Origin of the sequence: Herbaspirillum sp. 3R11, from assembly GCF_004563925.1 — a bacterium.
Lineage (GTDB): Bacteria > Pseudomonadota > Gammaproteobacteria > Burkholderiales > Burkholderiaceae_D > Herbaspirillum.
The window spans coordinates 189,610-208,003 of the sequence record NZ_SPNJ01000001.1; the positions used below are offsets into that span (position 1 = coordinate 189,610).

At 56.1% G+C, this 18,394-nt stretch carries 16 protein-coding genes and 1 other RNA gene; 2 read left to right on the top strand and 15 right to left on the bottom strand.

Going from position 1 to position 18,394, the window contains the following annotated elements; all coding sequences use genetic code 11:
- The first annotated feature begins 31 nt into the window (after window positions 1-31).
- Window positions 32-1,831, top strand: a complete 1,800-nt coding sequence (gene lpdA / locus E4P32_RS00865) for a dihydrolipoyl dehydrogenase (protein WP_116433682.1) — start codon at window positions 32-34, stop codon at window positions 1,829-1,831.
- Between the two features lie 111 nt (window positions 1,832-1,942).
- Here lpdA and E4P32_RS00870 read toward each other — a convergent pair whose 3' ends face one another.
- The 3 genes from E4P32_RS00870 to E4P32_RS00880 all read right to left on the bottom strand — a co-directional run bounded on the left by E4P32_RS00870 (window position 1,943) and on the right by E4P32_RS00880 (window position 4,506).
- Complete coding sequence (locus E4P32_RS00870) at window positions 1,943-2,992, bottom strand: aldo/keto reductase (protein WP_147306543.1); 1,050 nt, start codon at window positions 2,990-2,992, stop codon at window positions 1,943-1,945.
- Window positions 2,907-3,413 carry a MerR family transcriptional regulator gene (locus E4P32_RS00875; protein ID WP_116433680.1) on the bottom strand — a complete coding sequence of 169 codons (507 nt, stop codon included), beginning with the start codon at window positions 3,411-3,413 and terminating at the stop codon, window positions 2,907-2,909. Before E4P32_RS00875 ends, E4P32_RS00870 begins: the two co-directional genes overlap by 86 nt.
- 157 nt (window positions 3,414-3,570) lie before the next feature.
- On the bottom strand, window positions 3,571-4,506 hold the full coding sequence (locus E4P32_RS00880) for an exopolyphosphatase (protein WP_116433963.1): 936 nt from the start codon (window positions 4,504-4,506) through the stop codon (window positions 3,571-3,573).
- A 287-nt stretch (window positions 4,507-4,793) separates the two neighbouring features.
- On the opposite strand from E4P32_RS00880, the gene E4P32_RS00885 reads away from it, so the two are divergent.
- Entirely contained in the window at window positions 4,794-5,564 is a 771-nt protein-coding gene (locus E4P32_RS00885; protein ID WP_116433679.1) for a dienelactone hydrolase family protein, read from the top strand.
- Window positions 5,565-5,774: 210 nt separating this feature from the next.
- Here E4P32_RS00885 and E4P32_RS00890 read toward each other — a convergent pair whose 3' ends face one another.
- The 12 genes from E4P32_RS00890 to E4P32_RS00945 form a co-directional block, all read right to left on the bottom strand.
- Window positions 5,775-6,533: a class I SAM-dependent methyltransferase gene (locus E4P32_RS00890; protein ID WP_116433678.1), complete on the bottom strand. Its 759-nt coding sequence runs from the start codon at window positions 6,531-6,533 to the stop codon at window positions 5,775-5,777.
- A 401-nt stretch (window positions 6,534-6,934) separates the two neighbouring features.
- Entirely contained in the window at window positions 6,935-7,768 is an 834-nt protein-coding gene (locus E4P32_RS00895; protein ID WP_116433677.1) for a hypothetical protein, read from the bottom strand.
- A complete protein-coding gene (locus E4P32_RS00900) occupies window positions 7,765-8,703 on the bottom strand; it encodes a hypothetical protein (protein ID WP_199525592.1) in 939 nt (312 codons plus the stop codon). Before E4P32_RS00900 ends, E4P32_RS00895 begins: the two co-directional genes overlap by 4 nt.
- Window positions 8,704-8,845: 142 nt before the next feature.
- Window positions 8,846-9,640: a 2OG-Fe(II) oxygenase gene (locus tag E4P32_RS00905; protein WP_116433676.1), complete on the bottom strand. Its 795-nt coding sequence runs from the start codon at window positions 9,638-9,640 to the stop codon at window positions 8,846-8,848.
- A gap of 235 nt (window positions 9,641-9,875) precedes the next feature.
- Window positions 9,876-10,760, bottom strand: coding sequence for a carbohydrate ABC transporter permease (locus E4P32_RS00910; RefSeq protein ID WP_016835554.1), 885 nt, complete (start codon window positions 10,758-10,760; stop codon window positions 9,876-9,878).
- The gene (locus E4P32_RS00915) at window positions 10,757-11,656 is read right to left on the bottom strand and encodes a sugar ABC transporter permease (RefSeq protein ID WP_116433675.1); all 900 of its coding nucleotides are present in this window, start codon (window positions 11,654-11,656) and stop codon (window positions 10,757-10,759) included. The genes E4P32_RS00910 and E4P32_RS00915 overlap by 4 nt, the downstream gene beginning before the upstream one ends.
- 111 nt (window positions 11,657-11,767) lie before the next feature.
- Window positions 11,768-11,842: non-coding RNA, sX9 sRNA (locus E4P32_RS00920), on the bottom strand.
- 62 nt (window positions 11,843-11,904) lie between these two features.
- Window positions 11,905-13,242, bottom strand: a complete 1,338-nt coding sequence (locus tag E4P32_RS00925) for an extracellular solute-binding protein (protein WP_116433674.1) — start codon at window positions 13,240-13,242, stop codon at window positions 11,905-11,907.
- Between the two features lie 131 nt (window positions 13,243-13,373).
- Window positions 13,374-14,462 carry a sn-glycerol-3-phosphate ABC transporter ATP-binding protein UgpC gene (ugpC, locus tag E4P32_RS00930; RefSeq protein ID WP_116433673.1) on the bottom strand — a complete coding sequence of 363 codons (1,089 nt, stop codon included), beginning with the start codon at window positions 14,460-14,462 and terminating at the stop codon, window positions 13,374-13,376.
- 334 nt (window positions 14,463-14,796) lie between these two features.
- The gene (locus E4P32_RS00935) at window positions 14,797-15,753 is read right to left on the bottom strand and encodes a C-terminal binding protein (protein WP_116433672.1); all 957 of its coding nucleotides are present in this window, start codon (window positions 15,751-15,753) and stop codon (window positions 14,797-14,799) included.
- Between the two features lie 135 nt (window positions 15,754-15,888).
- Window positions 15,889-17,616, bottom strand: coding sequence for an IlvD/Edd family dehydratase (locus tag E4P32_RS00940; protein ID WP_116433671.1), 1,728 nt, complete (start codon window positions 17,614-17,616; stop codon window positions 15,889-15,891).
- A gap of 78 nt (window positions 17,617-17,694) precedes the next feature.
- Window positions 17,695-17,928, bottom strand: coding sequence for a hypothetical protein (locus tag E4P32_RS00945; RefSeq protein WP_135008693.1), 234 nt, complete (start codon window positions 17,926-17,928; stop codon window positions 17,695-17,697).
- Between the last annotated feature and the right edge of the window lie 466 nt (window positions 17,929-18,394).

The following is an 18,394-nucleotide window of genomic DNA, read 5'->3' on the forward strand; positions in this document are numbered from 1 at the left end:
AAGCGAACAACAGAATTTACGGAGTTAAGACATGAGTCTGAGCGAAGTCAAAGTCCCCGATATCGGCGATTTCAAGGAAGTGGAAGTAATCGAATTGCTGGTCAAGGTCGGCGACACGATCAAGGTCGAGCAATCGCTGATCACCGTCGAGTCCGACAAGGCCAGCATGGAAATCCCGTCCAGCACTGCTGGCGTGGTCAAAGAATTGAAGGTCAAGGTAGGCGACAAGGTTGCCGAAGGTTCCGTGCTGCTGCTGGTGGAAGCCAGCGGTGACGCCGCAGCTGCGCCTGCTGCTCCGGCAACTACGCCTGCAGCCGCCCCAGCACCTGCTGCGGCAGCGCCTGCACCAGCCGCTGCCCCCGCAGCTGCAGCGCCGGCTCCGGTCGCCGCCAGCTTCGGCGGTTCGGCCGACATCGAATGTGACATGATGGTCCTCGGTGCAGGTCCCGGCGGTTATTCCGCTGCGTTCCGCGCCGCCGATCTGGGCATGAACACCGTGCTGGTCGAGCGTTATTCGACCCTCGGCGGCGTCTGCCTGAACGTCGGTTGCATTCCATCGAAAGCACTGCTGCACGTTACCTCGGTGATCGATGAAACTGCCGCGATGGCTTCGCACGGCGTCACCTTCGCCAAGCCGGAAATCGACATCGACAAGCTGCGCGCCTACAAGGAAAAAGTCATCGGCACCATGACCGGCGGTCTGGCCGGCATGGCCAAGGCGCGCAAGGTCAACGTCGTGCAAGGCGTGGGCCAGTTCGTCGGCGCCAACCACATCGAAGTGACTGCAGCCGACGGCAGCAAGAAGACCGTCAAGTTCAAGCAAGCCATCATCGCCGCCGGTTCGTCGGTGGTGAACCTGCCGTTCGTGCCGCAAGATCCGCGCATCGTCGATTCGACCGGCGCGCTGGAACTGCGCCAGGTGCCCAAGCGCATGCTGGTCATCGGCGGCGGCATCATCGGTCTGGAAATGGCCACCGTGTACTCCACGCTGGGCGCACGCATCGACGTCGTCGAAATGATGGACGGCTTGATGCAAGGCGCGGACCGCGACATGGTTAAAGTTTGGCAGAAGTTCAACGAAAAGCGTTTCGACAACATCATGTTGAAGACCAAGACGGTCGGCGTCGAAGCACTGAAGGAAGGCATCAAGGTCACCTTTGAAGCCGCCGAAGCCGGCGCCAAGGCGCCGGAACCGCAAGTGTATGACCTTGTGCTGGTGGCCGTCGGCCGCAGCCCGAACGGCAAGAAGATCGCTGCCGACAAGGCCGGCGTGACCGTGACCGATCGCGGCTTCATTCCGGTCGACAGCCAGATGCGCACCAACGTGCCGCACATCTTCGCCATCGGCGATCTGGTGGGTCAGCCCATGCTGGCGCACAAGGCCGTGCACGAAGCGCACGTTGCCGCGGAAGCTGCAGCAGGCGAGAAGAGCCACTTCGACGCCAGCGTCATTCCTTCGGTGGCCTACACCGATCCGGAAGTGGCATGGGTCGGCATCACCGAAGACGAAGCCAAGGCCAAGGGCATCAAGCTGGAGAAGGGCCACTTCCCGTGGGCCGCATCCGGTCGCGCCGTTGCCAACGGTCGTTCGGAAGGCTTCACCAAGCTGCTGTTCGATGCCGAGACACATCGCATCGTCGGCGGCGGCATCGTCGGCACGCATGCCGGCGACATGATCGGTGAAATCGCGCTGGCCATCGAGATGGGCGCGGACGCCGTCGACATCGGCAAGACCATCCATCCTCACCCGACACTGGGCGAATCGATCGGCATGGCGGCGGAAGTCTACAAGGGCGTTTGCACCGACTTGCCGCCGATGCGCAAGAAGTAATCCGGAATCACTTCGGGCCTCGGCAGAGGCAAAAGAAAAACGGCTGACATCGCAAGATGCCAGCCGTTTTTTATTGCAGATGTAGATGCAGTTTCAGTTTCAGTTTCAGAATCAACCGTTGACGATACGCATTCCTTCTTCGGTGTACCGCGGTCCGGCGGCAGCATCGGCAGGGAAGAGCCGATTCAGTTCTTCCAGATGCGATGCCGTCAGGGTGACCGCCAGCGCGCCGCTGTTTTCTTCCAGATAGCTGCGGCGCTTGGTGCCGGGGATCGGCACGATATGCTCGCCTTGCGCCAGCACCCAAGCCAATGCCAGTTGCGACGGTGAGCATTCGTAACGGGTTGCGAGCTCTTTCACCTTCTCCACCAAAAGCAGGTTCTTCACAAAGTTCTCGCCCTGGAAGCGCGGATTGTGGCGACGATAATCATCAGCGTCGAACTGATCCGGACGTGTAATCGCACCGGTCAAAAAGCCGCGTCCCAGCGGGCTGTACGGCACGAAGCCGATACCCAGCTTCTTGCATGTCGCCAGCACGTCCTGTTCCGGATCACGCGTCCAGAGCGAGTATTCGCTTTGCAGCGCAGTGATCTTGTGAACCTTGCTGGCGCGCTCCAGTGTCTGCGACGATGCCTCCGATAAGCCGATGTGGCGAATCTTGCCGGCCTTGACCAGATCGGCCAGCGCGCCCACGGTTTCTTCGATCGGCGTGCTTTGATCGATGCGGTGCTGGTAATACAGGTCGATGGTGTCGACGCCCAGGCGTTTCAGGCTGCCTTCGACCGACATGCGGATGTAATCGGGTTTGCCGTTGACGCCGCGCGCCGCCGGGTTGGCCGGATCGCGCACGATGCCGAATTTGGTCGCGATGAAGACCTGGTCGCGCTTGCCCTTGATGGCTTTGGCGATCAGCTCTTCATTGATGTGCGGACCATACATGTCGGCCGTATCGAGGAAGCAGATACCGAGTTCCAGTGCGCGATGGATGGTGGCGATGGATTCGGCGTCGTCGCGGTTTGAATAGAAATCGCTCATGCCCATGCAGCCGAGGCCGATGGACGAGACGGTCGGGCCGTCAGCGCCGAGCTTGCGGGTGCCGACTTGGGTCGCCGGTTTTGCGTGTGGAGTTGTTGCGTTTGTTGCTGTCGTTGCTGTGGTCATTGGAAGCGTCCTCGATAGATTGCGGGTGAGCGACGACGACCGGTGGTAGCGCGGCCTCCATGTCCTCATACATTTTGACCTTCATATGCAGGATGGACAGGTTGCTTTGCAGTTCGGCGATCGTCTCTTCCACGGTGCGGGCATGCTGTTGCAGCAATGCCTTCCGTGCAGACACACTTTCCGCCGTATTGCCGGCGCGACGCAGTTCGGCATAGCGCAGCATGTCGCGGATCGGCAGACCGGTCGAACGCAGCTTGAGCAAGAATCCGATCCAGAGCAGATCTTCTTCACGGAACAGGCGGTGCGTATTGTCCTGGCGTGCGATCGGATCGAGCAGGCCGATCTTTTCGTAATAGCGCAGGGTATGCACCGACAAACCGGTCTTTGCGGCAGCTTGTTGTATGGTCAGGGAAGTGGTCATGTGAGGCAGTCTAGAAGTTGGAGCGCACTCTAAGTCAAGAGGGGATTTTGACTTATTTCGAGACCATCGGGGGATTTTGCTGAAAGGGCGCTTGCCACGCTGATATTGCTATTGATGCTGCAAGCGCCCGTCTTTCATGGAGCAGGGCTGGGGAGGATTAGCTGTCTGCGTTGATGCGGGAGATCAGCGTTTTGAGGACTTCTTCGGCGCGATCGTTTTCAATCTGGCAAGTACCGGCGTTCTCATGTCCGCCGCCGCCGTATTCCAGCATCAGCGCGCCGATGTTGGTCTTGGAGGTGCGGTTGAGGATGGATTTGCCAGTGGCGAAGACGGTGTTCTGATTCTTCAGGCCCCACAAGACGTGAATCGAAATATTTGTTTGTGGAAACATTGCGTAGATGATGAAGCGATTGCCGGCGAAAATCACCTCTTCGTTGCGCAAGTCCAGCACCACCAGGTTCTTGTGCACGGTGGCGCAACGGCGGATCTGTTCCTTGCACTTGTCGGCATGCTCGAAATACAGTTCGCGGCGTTCCTTGACGTCCGGTGTCTCCATGATTTCTTCGATCGTATGCGTTTTGCACAGCTCGATCAGATCCATCATCAGGTTGTAATTGGAGATGCGGAAATCGCGGAAACGGCCGAGGCCGGTGCGTGCATCCATCAGGAAGTTGAGCAGATCCCAGCCTTCCGGATTGAGCACTTCCTGTTCGTTGAAGCGCGCGGCGTCGCCCTTGTCGACTGCGGCCATCATGTCGCCCCACGATACAGGGAAGGCCTTTTCGCCGCCGTAATAGTCATACACCACGCGCGCAGCCGACGGCGCGTCAGGGTGAATCACGTGGTTCTTGCGCTCGCCGGTGTGGCGGAGGGTTTCGGACAAATGGTGATCGAATGCGATATGCACGCCGGGCACGAAGGGCAGGTTGGTGGTGATGTCATTGTCGCTAATGGCGATCTTTCCGTCCTGCATGTCTTTCGGATGCACGAACAGGATTTCATTGATCATGTTCAGATGCTTGAGCAGCACCGCACATACCAAACCATCAAAGTCGCTGCGTGTTACCAAGCGGTATTGTTTTGCTTCCGACATCATCGTCCCCTTTAGAAATTGAGTATTCATTTGCATCCCGTTGCAACGGGACCATGGTTAATCATACAACCCAAATTTGGACGTGGATAGCAGAAAAAAGGGGCGTCCGTCGCGCACTGGCGACGCGTCCGCCGCCAGCAAAGTTTCGGCGGCTGTGCAAAGATAGCGGCTTTCGCCAGAAAGCCGTATGCGACCGGTTCCTGCAAAATGCACGCCGCATCTCCAGCGGGCATCTTGCAGGGACCCGGCCCCATCGGCTTTCCCCATCTGCAACTCAGGAGAACTGAATGAGTCACCATTTTGACGCCGCCCCCATCGCCGCAAAATTCGGCATCCCCACAACCGATCTCGGCATCGAACTGATCAGCCATACGCTCGACGGCGTCGAGTACGAAAACGTGCTGCTGTTCAACAAGAAGAACACGGCGCCTGTGGCCGGCGTGATTTCCATTCCCAACTATTTCGGCATCAGCCAGAAGGCGCTGGAAGTCACCGCCACCATCATCGGGCTGAACCAGGCGATCCTGGTCGGCGACGTCTACGGCAAGACCGTGCGTCCGACGACACCGGACGAAGGCGTCGCTGCCATCGTTCCGCTGAAGAAGGATCGCGCCGAACTGCGCAAGCGCATGAACGCGGTGCTCGATGCATTCAAGGGCCAGGAAAAGGTCAAGCTGAACGGCAAGCTCGGCGCCAGCGGTTTCTGCTTCGGCGGCACCGCAACGCTGGAACTGGCGCGCTCGGGCGCGGCCTTGCAAGCGTTCGCTTCGCTGCACGGTGCGCTCGACACGCCGAACTCGAAAGATGCGGAAAACATCAAGGGCGCCATCCTGGTGCTGCACGGCGTGCAGGATCCGTCGGTGCCGCGCGACCAGGTCAACGCCTTCATCGATGAAGTCAGCACCGCCAACCTGGACTGGCAACTGGTCAACTACGGCCAGGCCGGCCACTCGTTCACCGATCCGGAAGCAAAGAATCCGGGTTTCTTCTATCATCAGAAAACGGCCGAGCGCGCATCGGTGGCGTTGAAGAACTTCTTCACCGAAAAGCTTGCTTGACTGGTAACGGAACCGCTGAGATGCGAAGGCATACGCAGGGTGCCCATGGCCCGGCCACAGCCTGGTTTGTAAATCACGGTTGAAAATGGATTCATAAAAAAAGCCCAGCGGCACTCACCGCTGGGCTTTTTTTTGAGGCAGACAATCCGGTTCAATCAGTGGCACTTACAAAATCAAAGAGCCTGCGATTAAATCAGCACGCACTATCCATTACGCATCCCTGATTCCAATAAACGTTCCACGCAGACCATTTGGATACGATTTATCCAAATTTGCACCCATGTTGGGCGCCCAGCTATCAAATTGTTCAAATACCGTGGTGAACCCCAAATCGTAAATCAGACCCAAGAGATATTCTTTCTGTATCCAGAACGATTTGTCGTTTTCATAGGATGCCCATCTCATTTTTTCTCTTTCCTCGAAAGACAAATTTGGATCGAACTCGTAATACCATCTTCCAGGCAGACCTTCGTGCATAGCCATGGGTTCAAGATTAAATTGCTTCACTCCACTGTCCATCGGCGTTGCAAAGTGAGTCTCCAAAATCAACAACTTCTTCGTGTTCCTGGCTAATTTTTCCAAGAACGCCTTCGGATTATCAAAATGGTAAAAAAGACCGCAACAAAAAGCAGCGTCAAACGGCCCATATTTGTCGAGATTCCAAGCAGTGTCTTTAACGAAATCCAAATTCGGCAAATCCAGATTTTCTTTTACATAATTACAGCAGGCAATACTCTCTTCTCTGACTTCAAGTCCTAAAGTATTGAATCCCATTTTGGCAAATTCGACTGTATATCCACCTTCCAGGCACCCCAAATCGACAACACGATAGTTTTTCTTGTTTGAAGGAAAGACTAAATTCAATATTTTTCGGGTAGAGATGGTGCATGGATGATCGCTCATAAGCATCGCACCTGGTTTTGTAAAAGACCCATCGTCCAACTGAATATTATGAGCAGTAAAATTCATTGTTCACCTTGCCTTTATCTACAGAATCAATTTGGGAGAAGTTTTTATAAAAACCCTTTTGACTAACGAACGGTGTCACTGCAATCTTACTTGCTGATACACGTTTTATGTCGAAAAATTACGATCATCACATCGTAAAATGTAAATAATTCGCCAAGCTGACTCTGCTTCTGCAGTCTTCTTTCGCATATTTTTGAGGAAAAATGGTGATTCTTTGTCGAAACATTCGGCAAGAATCAAGGCGGCACCGAGCAAGCGAGTATTGCGGCGGGACGTTCAGATATTCCAAAATCACGCGATTCTGGTGCGAGGCTTAACGAAGGTAGAAAGAGGATACGCGGCAAGCGTGAGGTGACGGGATGGCGGTAGAGAGGCGCGCGCTAAACAGAGTCTTGCTGAAACTATTGGGAATCGATGCGGTGTTTGTTTCTAAAATCAGGATCGCACCGGCTTAACACTTCCTCACGGAGTGAAAAGTAATCGCGAAGGTAGTGCTCTCGTTGCGACGTCATATAAGCGATTTTCAACGCGTTGAGCATTCGCAGTTCATCCCGACATGGATAATATAGTCGGGGCAGGAGCGGCATCAGATAGTTGACGACCTTCAGGTTTGGCGTCAACGCAAGTACTGCAGAGGCGATGCGCTCAATCACGAAAACCTTGATCTGCATGAGACTGTTACCGTGATTGGTGACTGCATTGAGTCGTTCATTCAAGCTGCTCTTCTCATGTTCTGCGATGTCAAAGATTCGCTCTGTAATCGCGAACCATGTTCGCCAGAAAATCGGCTTGGCGACAATGTAGTTGCAAAAAACGGTCGTGCGGAAATCGTTGATCAATAGCTTGAAGTCGATGGGAATATCGATTCTTTTGAAAAAATCCTCTACGATCGCAAGCATCCCGGAATAAGATTCTTCACCTTGCTGAAATACATTCAGATAGCACGCCGAATCCACCACGGACGGCGAGAATGTGTAGATGTCAGCGCCCGGTTGCTCGTTCATGAACGCAAGCGCTTTTTCCGCCGTCAGATGCGTTTGTATTTTGAAAAGCGGCGAGAAGAAGCCGTAGTAACTGCTTTCTTCAAGCAGGTTCTCAAGGAAATAGCCGCGTATTCCCCAATATTCGCGCCAATCGGGCCGGAGCTTCCCCTTGATCTCCATTGGAAGGAAACCGGGATCCAGCATTTCTCGGCTGGCCTCGTCGTTGTAGAGCTGAAAGATAGGGATGCTCATGTCATTACCGGATCTTCGTAACGTGGCGGGGACATGAGGAGATCGGGATCCTTTTCATCTGTTTTGGCTGGCCGGACATTCTCGTCGACGTGGAAAAAATCGATGTGATGTTCGTTGAATTCCAGTGCTTCGCAACGCTGTAGCACGCAGGTGCGCAGGGAGAAGTAGATGCGCAGATATTCCGTGTCGAATGAATCCGCATAGGCGATTTTTAGTGCATTGAGCAGCACCATTTCTTTTCGATAAGCAAAGTAATTGGCATTTTCTTTCCAGGGCATGACTTGAATCTCGAAATCGCATACTTTCAGCTCCGGCAGCAGTGCCAGCAGCAGGGAGGCAATGCGCTCGATGATGAAAACCTTCATCGACAGGGAAGCTTTATGATAGTCGGTCGATTTGTTCAGCAACTGTGCCAACCGACCTTCCTTCCGTTCTGCAATCTGGAATAGCCGTTCGGTGATGGTGAACCACTTATTCCAGAATACGGGCTTGGCAATGATGTAATTACAGAAAACGGTACTGCGAAAATCATTGATGAATTTGCTGAAATCGATGTTGATCTCCAGCATGTCGAGAAATTCTTTCATGACGGGGATCATGCCTGGATGGCATCTGTTGCCGTGCTCAAATACGTTTAAATAGCATGCAGCTTCCGGGAACGAGGGCGAAAAGGTATAGACATCATCGCCAGGATTTTCTGCGATGAAAGCGAAGACCTGTTGCGAATCCAGACAGGTTTTTTCTTTGAAGAGTGGGGACAGAAATCCGTAATAATCGTTTTCCCGCAATGTATTCTTGAGGAAGTATTTTCGGATCGCCCAGTACTCACGCCAATCCGGACGCGGATTGCCGGCTATCTCCAGGGGGATGAAACCGGGATCCAACATCTTCCTGCTCTTCTTGTCATAGAACAGTTGGAAAATATTTACTTTCATTCGAAAGTGCTCCAAATTCAATGCGCCTGCAAGAGGAGGCTTCTTGAGGATAGAACGTATTTCAGAAAATGAGAGAGTCGACGCTTTCAGTCTGGCTCTTCAGTCCCTCCTGAAGTTGATTTCTGAATGTTCGCGACGCAGTTCAGTCCTTCTTGTACACCGACAAGGAGGCTTTCACGTCCATGCGCATGCGAATCAACTCCTCAACTTCGGCATCACCGGTCTGATCTTCGCGAGGGGCGAACAAGGCGCGTCCGCGCTGACTTATCCCCTCGACTGGTTCGCTCAGATAGTAGACGGCAAGGGACTTGCGGAATATATGGTCTGGTTGCGTCAACGGCTTGCTCAAGCCATGCCACGAGTTCTTCGTTGTATCGAAGATGACGGCCCGATTAAATAAGGGCGCGACTTCTTTAATCAACTTTCCCGGTCTATTGGTGTTGCTGTCGTGCTCCCATAGCCCGAGATGGCCACCGTAGACGCTCAGCATCTCCTGCGAAACATAAATGATCAGGTTGATCTTGCGCTGCAAATTGATTTTCGGATGAAGCGAATAATCGAGATGTGGATTCAGATTGCCGCCGGTGCCGTGGCAATGCCAACCGCCACCATGAAGGCCACTGTCCGAATACAGCGTTTCACCGACCAGGGAGGACAGTTCGTCAAGAAATTCAGGTGAATTGAGGTAGCAAAAGAAACGGTATGTTTCAGGAGGAAAGACATTCCAGTCGTTCAGCGCTTTTTTATCCTCGATCGCATTTTTGTAGCAAAACCATTTTGGCGAATCGTAGTCGAGAAATTCTTGTGCCAGCTGTTGCAAGACTTCCGGTTTCACGAATTGATCAATCACGGCGTGAGGGAATGGCAAGGCCGAAGGAAAATCCGCAAATGCAGATCGGAGATGATGAAGGTTAATCGGAGCGTAAGAATTCGACATTCAGATCCTCCTATACCACGTCATTCAGGGAAGGACGAATGACATGTGCCGGGTTGGTTGGATTCAGAATAGTCGGCTGGGTAGCACACTCATATAGTAAAAATTCGATTAATTATGATTATTTGATTTGCTTCTAAATCTAATCACTACCGATACTTGGTCGTATCTGTTGGTTGTAAAAACGAAAAAGGCTGACATCTTGCGATGCCAGCCCTTCATTTTAGGTAGGACGGAATTATTCCTTGACCGCTCCGGTCATGCCCGACACGTAGTATTCCACGAAGAACGAATACACCACCGCCACCGGCAACGACCCCAGCAGTGCGCCCGCCATCAGCGCGCCCCAGTGATAGACGTCGCCGTCGACCAGTTCGGTCACGATACCCACCGGCACCGTCTTCACTTCCGAAGAAGAGATGAAGGTCAGCGCGTAGATGAACTCGTTCCACGACAGCGTGAAGGCGAAGATACCGGCCGAAATCAGACCCGGCACCGCCAGCGGCAGGATGATCTTGATCAGGATCTCCCAACGCGTGGCGCCGTCGATCAGCGCGCATTCTTCCAGCTCATACGGAATCGAGCGGAAGTAGCCCATCAGCAGCCAGGTGCAGAACGGAATCAGGAAAGTCGGATACGTCAGGATCAGCGCCCAGCGCGTATCGAACAGACCCAGCTTGAACACGATCGCCGCCAGCGGGATGAACAGGATCGATGGCGGGATCAGATACGCCAGGAAGATGCCCAGACCAACTTGCTTGGAGCCCTGGAAGCGCAGGCGCTCGATGGCGTAAGCGGCGAACACGCTGGCCGCCAGCGAGGCAAACGTCGACACCACCGACACGATCACCGTGTTGAGCAGCCACGCCGGATACTGGGTTTCAAACAGCAGCTTCTTGAAGTGGGCCAGCGTCGGCGCCACCACCCAGAACGGATTGCCGGTCTGGCGCAGCAGTTCGTTGTCCGGCTTGAACGCCGTGATCACCATCCAGTAGAACGGGAACAGCAGCACGAACACGAAGATGCCCAACGGAATATACGTCGTGATCCAGCGGCGCGGCACCGATTGCAGGAAATCCATGCCTTGCGTTTCCTGCTGCAGGTCTTTTGACTTCTTGCTCATTTGTCACCTCCTTGTTGCCAGCCGCGACGTTGCAGGCCGAAGTACGAAAACATGATGGCTGCGAGCAGGAAAGGAATCATGTAGGTTGCCAGAGCGGCGCCTTCACCGAGCGAGCCGCCGGGGATTGCGCGTTGGAACGACAGAGTTGCCATCAGATGCGTTGCATTCAACGGACCGCCGCGTGTGAGCACATAGATCAGCTGGAAGTCGGTGAAGGTGAACAGCACAGAGAACGTCATCACCACTGCAATGATCGGCGTCAGCAACGGCAGCGTGACGTAGCGGAATTGCTGCCACGGCTTGGCGCCGTCAATCGCCGCTGCCTCATACAGCGAAGGCGAGATGGTCTGCAGGCCGGCCAGCAGCGAGATCGCCACGAACGGAATGCCGCGCCAGACGTTGGCGACCACGGTGGAAATCCGCGCCAGCCAAGGATCGCCGAGGAAGTCGATGTAGTGATCGATCAGGCCCATCTTCACGAGTGCCCAGCTGATCACCGAAAACTGCGAGTCGTACATCCACCAGAACGCCAGCGCCGACAAGGCGGTGGGGACGATCCATGGCAGCAGCACGATGGCGCGGAAGAAGGTTTTGAGCGGCAGGTTCTTGTTGAGCAGAATCGCCAGCCACAAGCCGAGCACGAACTTCAGAATGCTGGCGGTGATGGTGTAGAACAGCGTGTTGAACAGCGACAGCTGCGCCAGCGAATCGCCCAGCAGGTAGGAATAGTTGTCCAGCCCGATGAAGCTGCCTTCGCCACCGATTTTGGTATCGGTGAAGCCAAGCCAGATTCCCAGTCCGAGCGGGTAAGTAAGAAACACGACAAGCAGTAATACGGCAGGCGCCATGAACAGCATGCCCAGCACATTACGATTGTTCAGCAGTCGGGATAACATAAGCAGACCTCGGTAAGCGTGATGACTGCGTCCGCACGGCGGTTGCCGGTGCGAACGCATGTTTTGCTCCTTGCACTACGATTTCAAGAGCAAGAATTCATTACGTAAACCTGTTCACGATCTGTAGCGAGAGGTCGTCAGGCGGTGGCGGACGGAGCACAGGAACCGGAATGTACTTCAGTACATGAGGATTCCGAGCACCGCCCGACGCCGGATCACGGCCTCGCAGTAAGATCGTGAACAGGTTTTTACGCTTTGTAGAAGCGTTTGGCCCGATCGGCAGCGCGGTCAATTGCTTGCTGCACGGTTTTGGAGCCGCTGGCCGCTTCCGCCACCATGTCGACCACCACGTAGTCGGCCATGCAGGCGGCAGACGCCTGGCCCAGCGGACCTTCGTGGCCGTGATCGATCATCAGCGCAGCCGAATCGCGATACACGGTGGCCTTCGGATCCGAAGTCCAGATGGCGTTCTTTTCATAGGCCTTGAGCGATTGGCTGACGTAGCCGATGGATGCTTCCATCCATGGGTTGTATTGCTCCGGTTCAAACATGAACTGCACGAAAGCCTTGGCCGCATTCGGGAACTTGGTGTGCTTGAAGACCATCATCTGCGTGATCTGCATCAGCTCGGTCGGCTTGCCGGCAGGGCCGACAGGGAAGTGGGCGTGCTGCGTATCCTTCGCCAATTCCTGCATCTTCGGATCAGTCGAATTCTTGGCCGCGTAGTACACCGAGATGCCGTTGGCGGTCATGCTGATCTGGCCGTCCAGGTAAGCCTTGTTGTTCGACGGATCTTGCCAGGACAGGGTGCCCGGGATGAAGGTTGCGTACAGTTGCTTGGCGTATTCAAGCGCGGCACGGGTTTCCGGCGAGTTGATGGCGACTGCGCCTTTCTTGTCGACCAGCTTACCGCCATGCGACCACAGCAGCCAATGCGCCCAGTTGTTGGCGTCGCCGACAGCTTTGCCGAGTGCGAAACCGACCGGTGTGTTCTTGGCCTTGAGGGCCTGGCACATCTTCAGGAAGCCGGCGGTGTCCTTCGGCACGGCGTCGAAGCCGGCTGCTTTCAACTGGCTTTCGCGATAGACCAGCGCATTGCCGACCACGCCGACCGGCAGCGCAATCCACTTGCCGTCCTTGGTGCCGTATTTGCGGCAGACGTCGTACCAGCCGCCCAGACGGCTGCCCAGCGATGTCGCCAGGTCGGTCAGGTCGATCAACTTGGTCGGATATTGTTGCGGGTCATCGAACCAGCTCATGACGATGTCCGGACCCGAACCCACGTTGGCTGCAACCGCCGCCTTCGGGCGCAGGTCTTCCCAGCCTTCGCTGTCGGTGCGCACGGCAACGCCGAACTTCTCGGTGAATTTCTTCACGTTCGCATTCCACAGGTCTTCATCGCCCTGGACGAAACGCTTCCAGCGCAGCACGCGCAGCGTTGCACCTTTTTCGATTTCGAACTTCAGGCCGGCGCCGGTGGCGGCCGGTGCCGCCGGTGCGGCGAATGCATTGGTGGTGGCTACTGTCGATGCCGCAGCGACGGATGCGCTGGCGGCCAGGAAATTACGTCTGGTCAGCTTAGTCATGTCTCCTACTCCTTCTCTTCTGATGAAAGTGAATGGGCCCAGGTTTTAAGGCTTTTTATTTTTTACTTTTACTTGCTGTGTTACAGGGACTGCTTGCTAAATTTGCTACCAAATCTTGACGGCCTGAGTTCTCAGTCGCGCGCCAATGTCTTGCCGCTGTCGGCATCGAACAAATGCGTGCTGCCGTGTTCCGGCACCAGCGTGATGGTGTCGCCGGCCGAGAAGTCGTGACGTTCGCGGAAGATCGATGTCAGGCTGGTGTCGCTGAAGCGGGCATACACTTCGGTATCGGCGCCGGTCGGCTCGACCACGACGACCTTGGTGCTCATGCCGCTGCCGGCAGGACCGATGGTCAGATGCTCGGGACGCACGCCGTAGACCACGCGCTGGCCGTCGACGCCGTCCAGGCCGCGATGCGCATACGGCGCCGGCAGACGCGTGCCGTCGGCGAATTCGACTTCGGCCTTGTCGGCATTGCGGCGCAACGTGGCAGGGATGAAGTTCATCGCCGGCGAGCCGATGAAGCCGGCCACGAAGATATTGGCAGGGCGGTCGTACAGTTCGAGCGGACGGCCACGCTGTTCCACCAGGCCATCGCGCATGACGACGATCTGGTCGGCCATGGTCATCGCCTCGATCTGATCGTGGGTGACGTAGACCGACGTGGTCTTCAGGCGCTGGTGCAGCTCCTTGATCTCGGTACGCATTTGTACGCGCAGCTTGGCGTCGAGGTTGGACAGCGGTTCATCGAACAGGAACACTTGCGGATCACGGACGATCGCGCGACCCATCGCCACACGTTGGCGTTGGCCGCCGGAGAGCTGGCGCGGATAGCGTTCCAGCAGCGTGGTCAGGCCGAGGATTTCGGCGGCCTTCTTGACCTGTTGCTGGATGAAGGACTTGTCCTTCTTGGCCAGCATCAGCGAGAACGCCATGTTGTCGTTGACCGTCATGTGCGGATACAAGGCGTAATTCTGGAACACCATGGCGATGTCGCGGTCCTTGGGCTGGACGTTGTTGACGACGGTGCCGCCGATGGAGATTTCACCTTCGGTGATTTCTTCGAGGCCTGCCAGCATGCGCAACAGCGTCGACTTGCCGCAGCCGGAAGGGCCCACGAGCACTGCGAATTCGCCGTCGGCGATGTCGATGTCGACACCGCGGATAACCTGGGTGCTGCCGAATTGTTTCTTGATGCCGCGAATCTGTACTGATGCCATGCCTTGCTCCTCGTCTATATCCTCGTTTTTGTGTCTGCGATAAACCCTTTCTTGGAGGGCTTCGCACATTTAATTCTGATACCTGCGCCGTTTTGGTTTTTATGGTTTTCGGCGGTACTGAGAGATACAAAATGACAGCCACTATCGCTACGTCGATAACGCCATGACAGTGGACATAGTTACATCGTCGGTATTCGTACCTCTCTGTTTTGCTCGGGGCTGCTGCTCTGCTACGGATTGCTGTGAGTACCGTGCTGCGTCTGCTTGTGTTGCTGCTGCTATTACCATTGCTGCGGACGCAGCCGGTGCTCTTGCGATTCTTGTCTCTGTTTTTTTATTTCTTCCGGCCTTCCACCACCACATACGACGGGCGTCCATTGCGGTCCCAGTCGATCAGATTCTGTGCCGCTTTGCGACGCAGTTCCTTGGCGGCGACTTCGGAATAGAAGGCGGCGTGCGGCGACAATAGCACACGTTTGTGCTGGACAATAGCGGAACTTGTCTCCGGTGGTTCGACCGGCAGTACGTCCAGTCCGGCGCCCTTCAGATTGGTGTCAAGCGCCTTCAGCAAGTCCTCGATATTGACCAGTCCGCCACGGGCCGAATTGACCAGGAAGCTGTCCTGCTGCATCAGGCTCAGCACCGACGCATTGATCATGCCGCGCGTCTCGTCGTTGAGAGGTGTATGCAGCGACACCACGTGCGCCTGCTTGAACAATTCTTCCTTGCTGACGCGTTCCACATACGCTGGGAAGTCGCCGTCGATGATGTGCGGATCGTAGGCGATTACGCGCTTGAACAGGTTGCGGCTGATGTGCGCCATGCGCTTGCCGATGCGGCCCAGACCGAAGATGCCGATAGTCATTTCGGAGCAGCGCTGGATCTTGCCGGCGGTGGTGTAATGCCATTGGCCGGACTTGACGTCGCGGTCGTAGCCGGTGATGTTGCGGATCAGGTCGAGCGCCATCGCCAGTGCATGCGTGGAGACTTCGCCGACGCCGTAGTCGGGCGAGTTGCCGACCCAGACGCCGTGTTTGGCGGCGTCCTCGGTGTTGATGGTGTCGAAGCCGGCGCCGTAGCGGCTGGCGATGCGGATTTCGGGACGGGCGGCGAACACCTTGGCATTGACCGGCGCGTATTGCACCAGCAAACCTTCACAGCCTTCGGCGGCCTTGATGACCTCGTCTTCGGTGCGGCACTGCGCCGTCACCACTTCCACGCCGGCGTCGCGATACAGCGCCAGCTCAAGATCAACGTCGGGAAAATCGTAATCGGTAATCAATACTTTCATTGCTTCATGTCTCCATATGTCGCAGTCAAAACAGACGGAAGTTCATTTTTTGGTCTTCGCTTCCTTGAAGGGAGCGCGCCTGAATCTTCCGCCGCTTGCTTGTTGAAAAATCAATTCAGATTCTTGCCTGTGCCGTCAGTGGTTGTCCTTGGGAATGCCGGAGCCGCTCTTGCCGACCAGGAAGTCGAGGTCGGCGCCGAGATTGGCCTGCTGGACATGATCGACGTAGAGCTTGACCCAGCCGCGATCGGCCGGCGCTTTCGGCGCTTGCCATGAGGCGCGGCGGCGCTCCAGTTCTTCGTCGCTGACGTGCAGGTGCAGCTTGCGTGCTTCCACATCCAGCTCCACCATATCGCCGTTCTGCACCAGCGCCAGGGGACCGCCTGCAGCGGCTTCCGGCGTCACGTGCAAGACCACGGTGCCATAAGCGGTGCCGCTCATGCGCGCATCGGACACGCGCACCATGTCGGTGATGCCTTTGCGCAGCACCTTCGGCGGCAACGGCATGTTGCCCGCTTCGCCCATGCCGGGATAACCCTTGGGGCCGCAATTCTTGAGCACCAGCACGCAGTTCTCGTCGACGTCCAGATCCTCGTCGTCAATGCGTTTGTGCAGGTCGTCGCTATTCTCGAACACCACGGCGCGGCCGGTGTGTTTCAGCAATGCAGGCGTGGCGGCGGATGGCTTGATCACTGCGCCGTCCGGACACAGGTTGCCGTGCAGGATGGCGATGCCGGCAGCCGCCTTGAACGGCGTGTCGAAAGCGTGGATGACGTCGCGGTTCCAGTTCGGCGCATCCTTGCAGTTGTCCCACAGGGTCTGGCCGTTGGCCGACAGGGCGCTCTTGTCGATGACGCTTTCAAGCTCGCGGATCACCGACGGCAGGCCGCCGGCGTAGTAGAAATCTTCCATCAGGTATTTGCCCGATGGCTGCAGGTTGACCAGGCACGGCAGCTTCTGACCGATCTTGTCCCACTCTTCCAGCTTCAGGTCGACGCCGATGCGGCCGGCAATCGCCAGCAAGTGAATCACCGCGTTGGTCGAGCCGCCGATGCCGGCGTTGACGCGGATGGCGTTTTCAAATGCGGCCTTGGTCAGGATCTTCGACATGATCAGGTCTTCCTTGACCATCTCGACGATGCGGCGACCGGAGTTGCGCGCCAGCACGTTGCGACGTGCATCCACTGCGGGAATGGCGGCGTTGCCCGGCAAGCTCATGCCGAGCGCTTCCACCATGCTGGCCATGGTCGAGGCCGTGCCCATGGTCATGCAGTGGCCGTGCGAGCGATGCATGCAGCTTTCGGCTTCAAAGAATTCTTCCTGCGACATCTGGCCGGCGCGCACTTCTTCCGACATCTGCCACACGCCGGTGCCGGAGCCCAGTTCGCCGCCGCGGTATTTGCCGGACAGCATCGGACCGCCGGAGACGCCGATGGTCGGCAGGTCGACCGACGACGCACCCATCAGCAGCGCGGGCGTGGTCTTGTCGCAACCCATCAGCAGCACTACGCCGTCGAGCGGATTGGCGCGAATGGATTCTTCGACGTCCATGCTGGCCAGATTGCGGAACAGCATCGCAGTCGGGCGCATCAGCGTTTCGCCGAGCGACATCACCGGGAACTCCAGCGGGAAACCGCCGGCTTCCCAGATGCCGATCTTGACCTGTTCGGCCAGCGCGCGGAAGTGCGAATTGCAGGGCGTCAGTTCAGAGTAGGTGTTGCAGATGCCGATGACCGGACGGCCATCAAATTGATCGTGCGGAATGCCGCGGTTCTTCACCCAGGAGCGGTAGATGAAGCCATCGCGGTCTTGCCGGCCGAACCAGGCCTGGCTGCGGCGTGTGAATGTCTTGGTGTCGCTCATGTTCTTTCCTTTTTCCTTGTGGCGTCTGGTCGCGGAGACGCCATGAATGCTGTCTGTATCGGATGGCTGCAGGAAGGATCAGTGGCGAATATTGCTTTGGTCGAAAAAGTAGCGGGAGAAATCCATCAGGTGATACGCCAGCATGGCGTCACCGTTGCCGGCGTGGCCGAGATGACAGAGATAGCGGGAGGTCGATGCAGCACAAGCGCCGGATTGCACACGCGCAGAAACAGAAAGGGACGCCGCAGCCAGACCGCGCATGCGCGGCTGCGGAACGATGGAAGTACACCCCCGGCTAGCTAAGTTCTTCAATGCCTGTCTCCAGTGCTGCGGTATGGTCCGCGGGCAGTTTTTGCTCTTGTATTTTTTATGTGTCGCAAGTCCGTGTGAAGAATGACTTGCTTCCTCAGGATGCCAGCGAGTCTATTTCAGCATTCGGACTTTGGTCAAGTGGTAATACCAGATTTGTCATACATCTTTTTGATTGATATCCCATCCATGTTCCCCTTGTTCCCTATGATGCCCAATGGTGCGTTGCGGCGTAGGTGAATTATTTTCGTGCATCGTTTTCTTTCTTGACACTGCCGGGGTGATATGAAATTCTTTTCTCGTTCTGGTAAGACCACATGACCGCTTGACAAGGTTTTGTCAGGAAACAAAAACAAAGAAAAACCGGGAAAACCCCAGCACCGGAGAGGGATAAGCCGACACAGATCGAGCTGCATGGTTCATCGACGGATTTGCAATGAATCCGTACGCTACAGGCGAAATTGCCTGC

Bases quoted from the DNA above. Each gene is read 5' to 3' on its own strand.
- E4P32_RS00885 (WP_116433679.1), top strand. From the start codon at position 4,794: ATGAGTCACCATTTTGACGCCGCCCCCATCGCCGCAAAATTCGGCATC.
- E4P32_RS00915 (WP_116433675.1), bottom strand. From the start codon at position 11,656: ATGTTATCCCGACTGCTGAACAATCGTAATGTGCTGGGCATGCTGTTC.
- E4P32_RS00875 (WP_116433680.1), bottom strand. From the start codon at position 3,413: ATGACCACTTCCCTGACCATACAACAAGCTGCCGCAAAGACCGGTTTG.
- E4P32_RS00935 (WP_116433672.1), bottom strand. From the start codon at position 15,753: ATGAAAGTATTGATTACCGATTACGATTTTCCCGACGTTGATCTTGAG.
- E4P32_RS00895 (WP_116433677.1), bottom strand. From the start codon at position 7,768: ATGAGCATCCCTATCTTTCAGCTCTACAACGACGAGGCCAGCCGAGAA.
- E4P32_RS00905 (WP_116433676.1), bottom strand. From the start codon at position 9,640: ATGTCGAATTCTTACGCTCCGATTAACCTTCATCATCTCCGATCTGCA.
- E4P32_RS00890 (WP_116433678.1), bottom strand. From the start codon at position 6,533: ATGAATTTTACTGCTCATAATATTCAGTTGGACGATGGGTCTTTTACA.
- lpdA (WP_116433682.1), top strand. From the start codon at position 32: ATGAGTCTGAGCGAAGTCAAAGTCCCCGATATCGGCGATTTCAAGGAA.
- E4P32_RS00925 (WP_116433674.1), bottom strand. From the start codon at position 13,242: ATGACTAAGCTGACCAGACGTAATTTCCTGGCCGCCAGCGCATCCGTC.
- E4P32_RS00940 (WP_116433671.1), bottom strand. From the start codon at position 17,616: ATGAGCGACACCAAGACATTCACACGCCGCAGCCAGGCCTGGTTCGGC.
- E4P32_RS00910 (WP_016835554.1), bottom strand. From the start codon at position 10,760: ATGAGCAAGAAGTCAAAAGACCTGCAGCAGGAAACGCAAGGCATGGAT.
- E4P32_RS00870 (WP_147306543.1), bottom strand. From the start codon at position 2,992: ATGACCACAGCAACGACAGCAACAAACGCAACAACTCCACACGCAAAA.
- ugpC (WP_116433673.1), bottom strand. From the start codon at position 14,462: ATGGCATCAGTACAGATTCGCGGCATCAAGAAACAATTCGGCAGCACC.
- E4P32_RS00900 (WP_199525592.1), bottom strand. From the start codon at position 8,703: ATGAAAGTAAATATTTTCCAACTGTTCTATGACAAGAAGAGCAGGAAG.
- E4P32_RS00880 (WP_116433963.1), bottom strand. From the start codon at position 4,506: ATGTCGGAAGCAAAACAATACCGCTTGGTAACACGCAGCGACTTTGAT.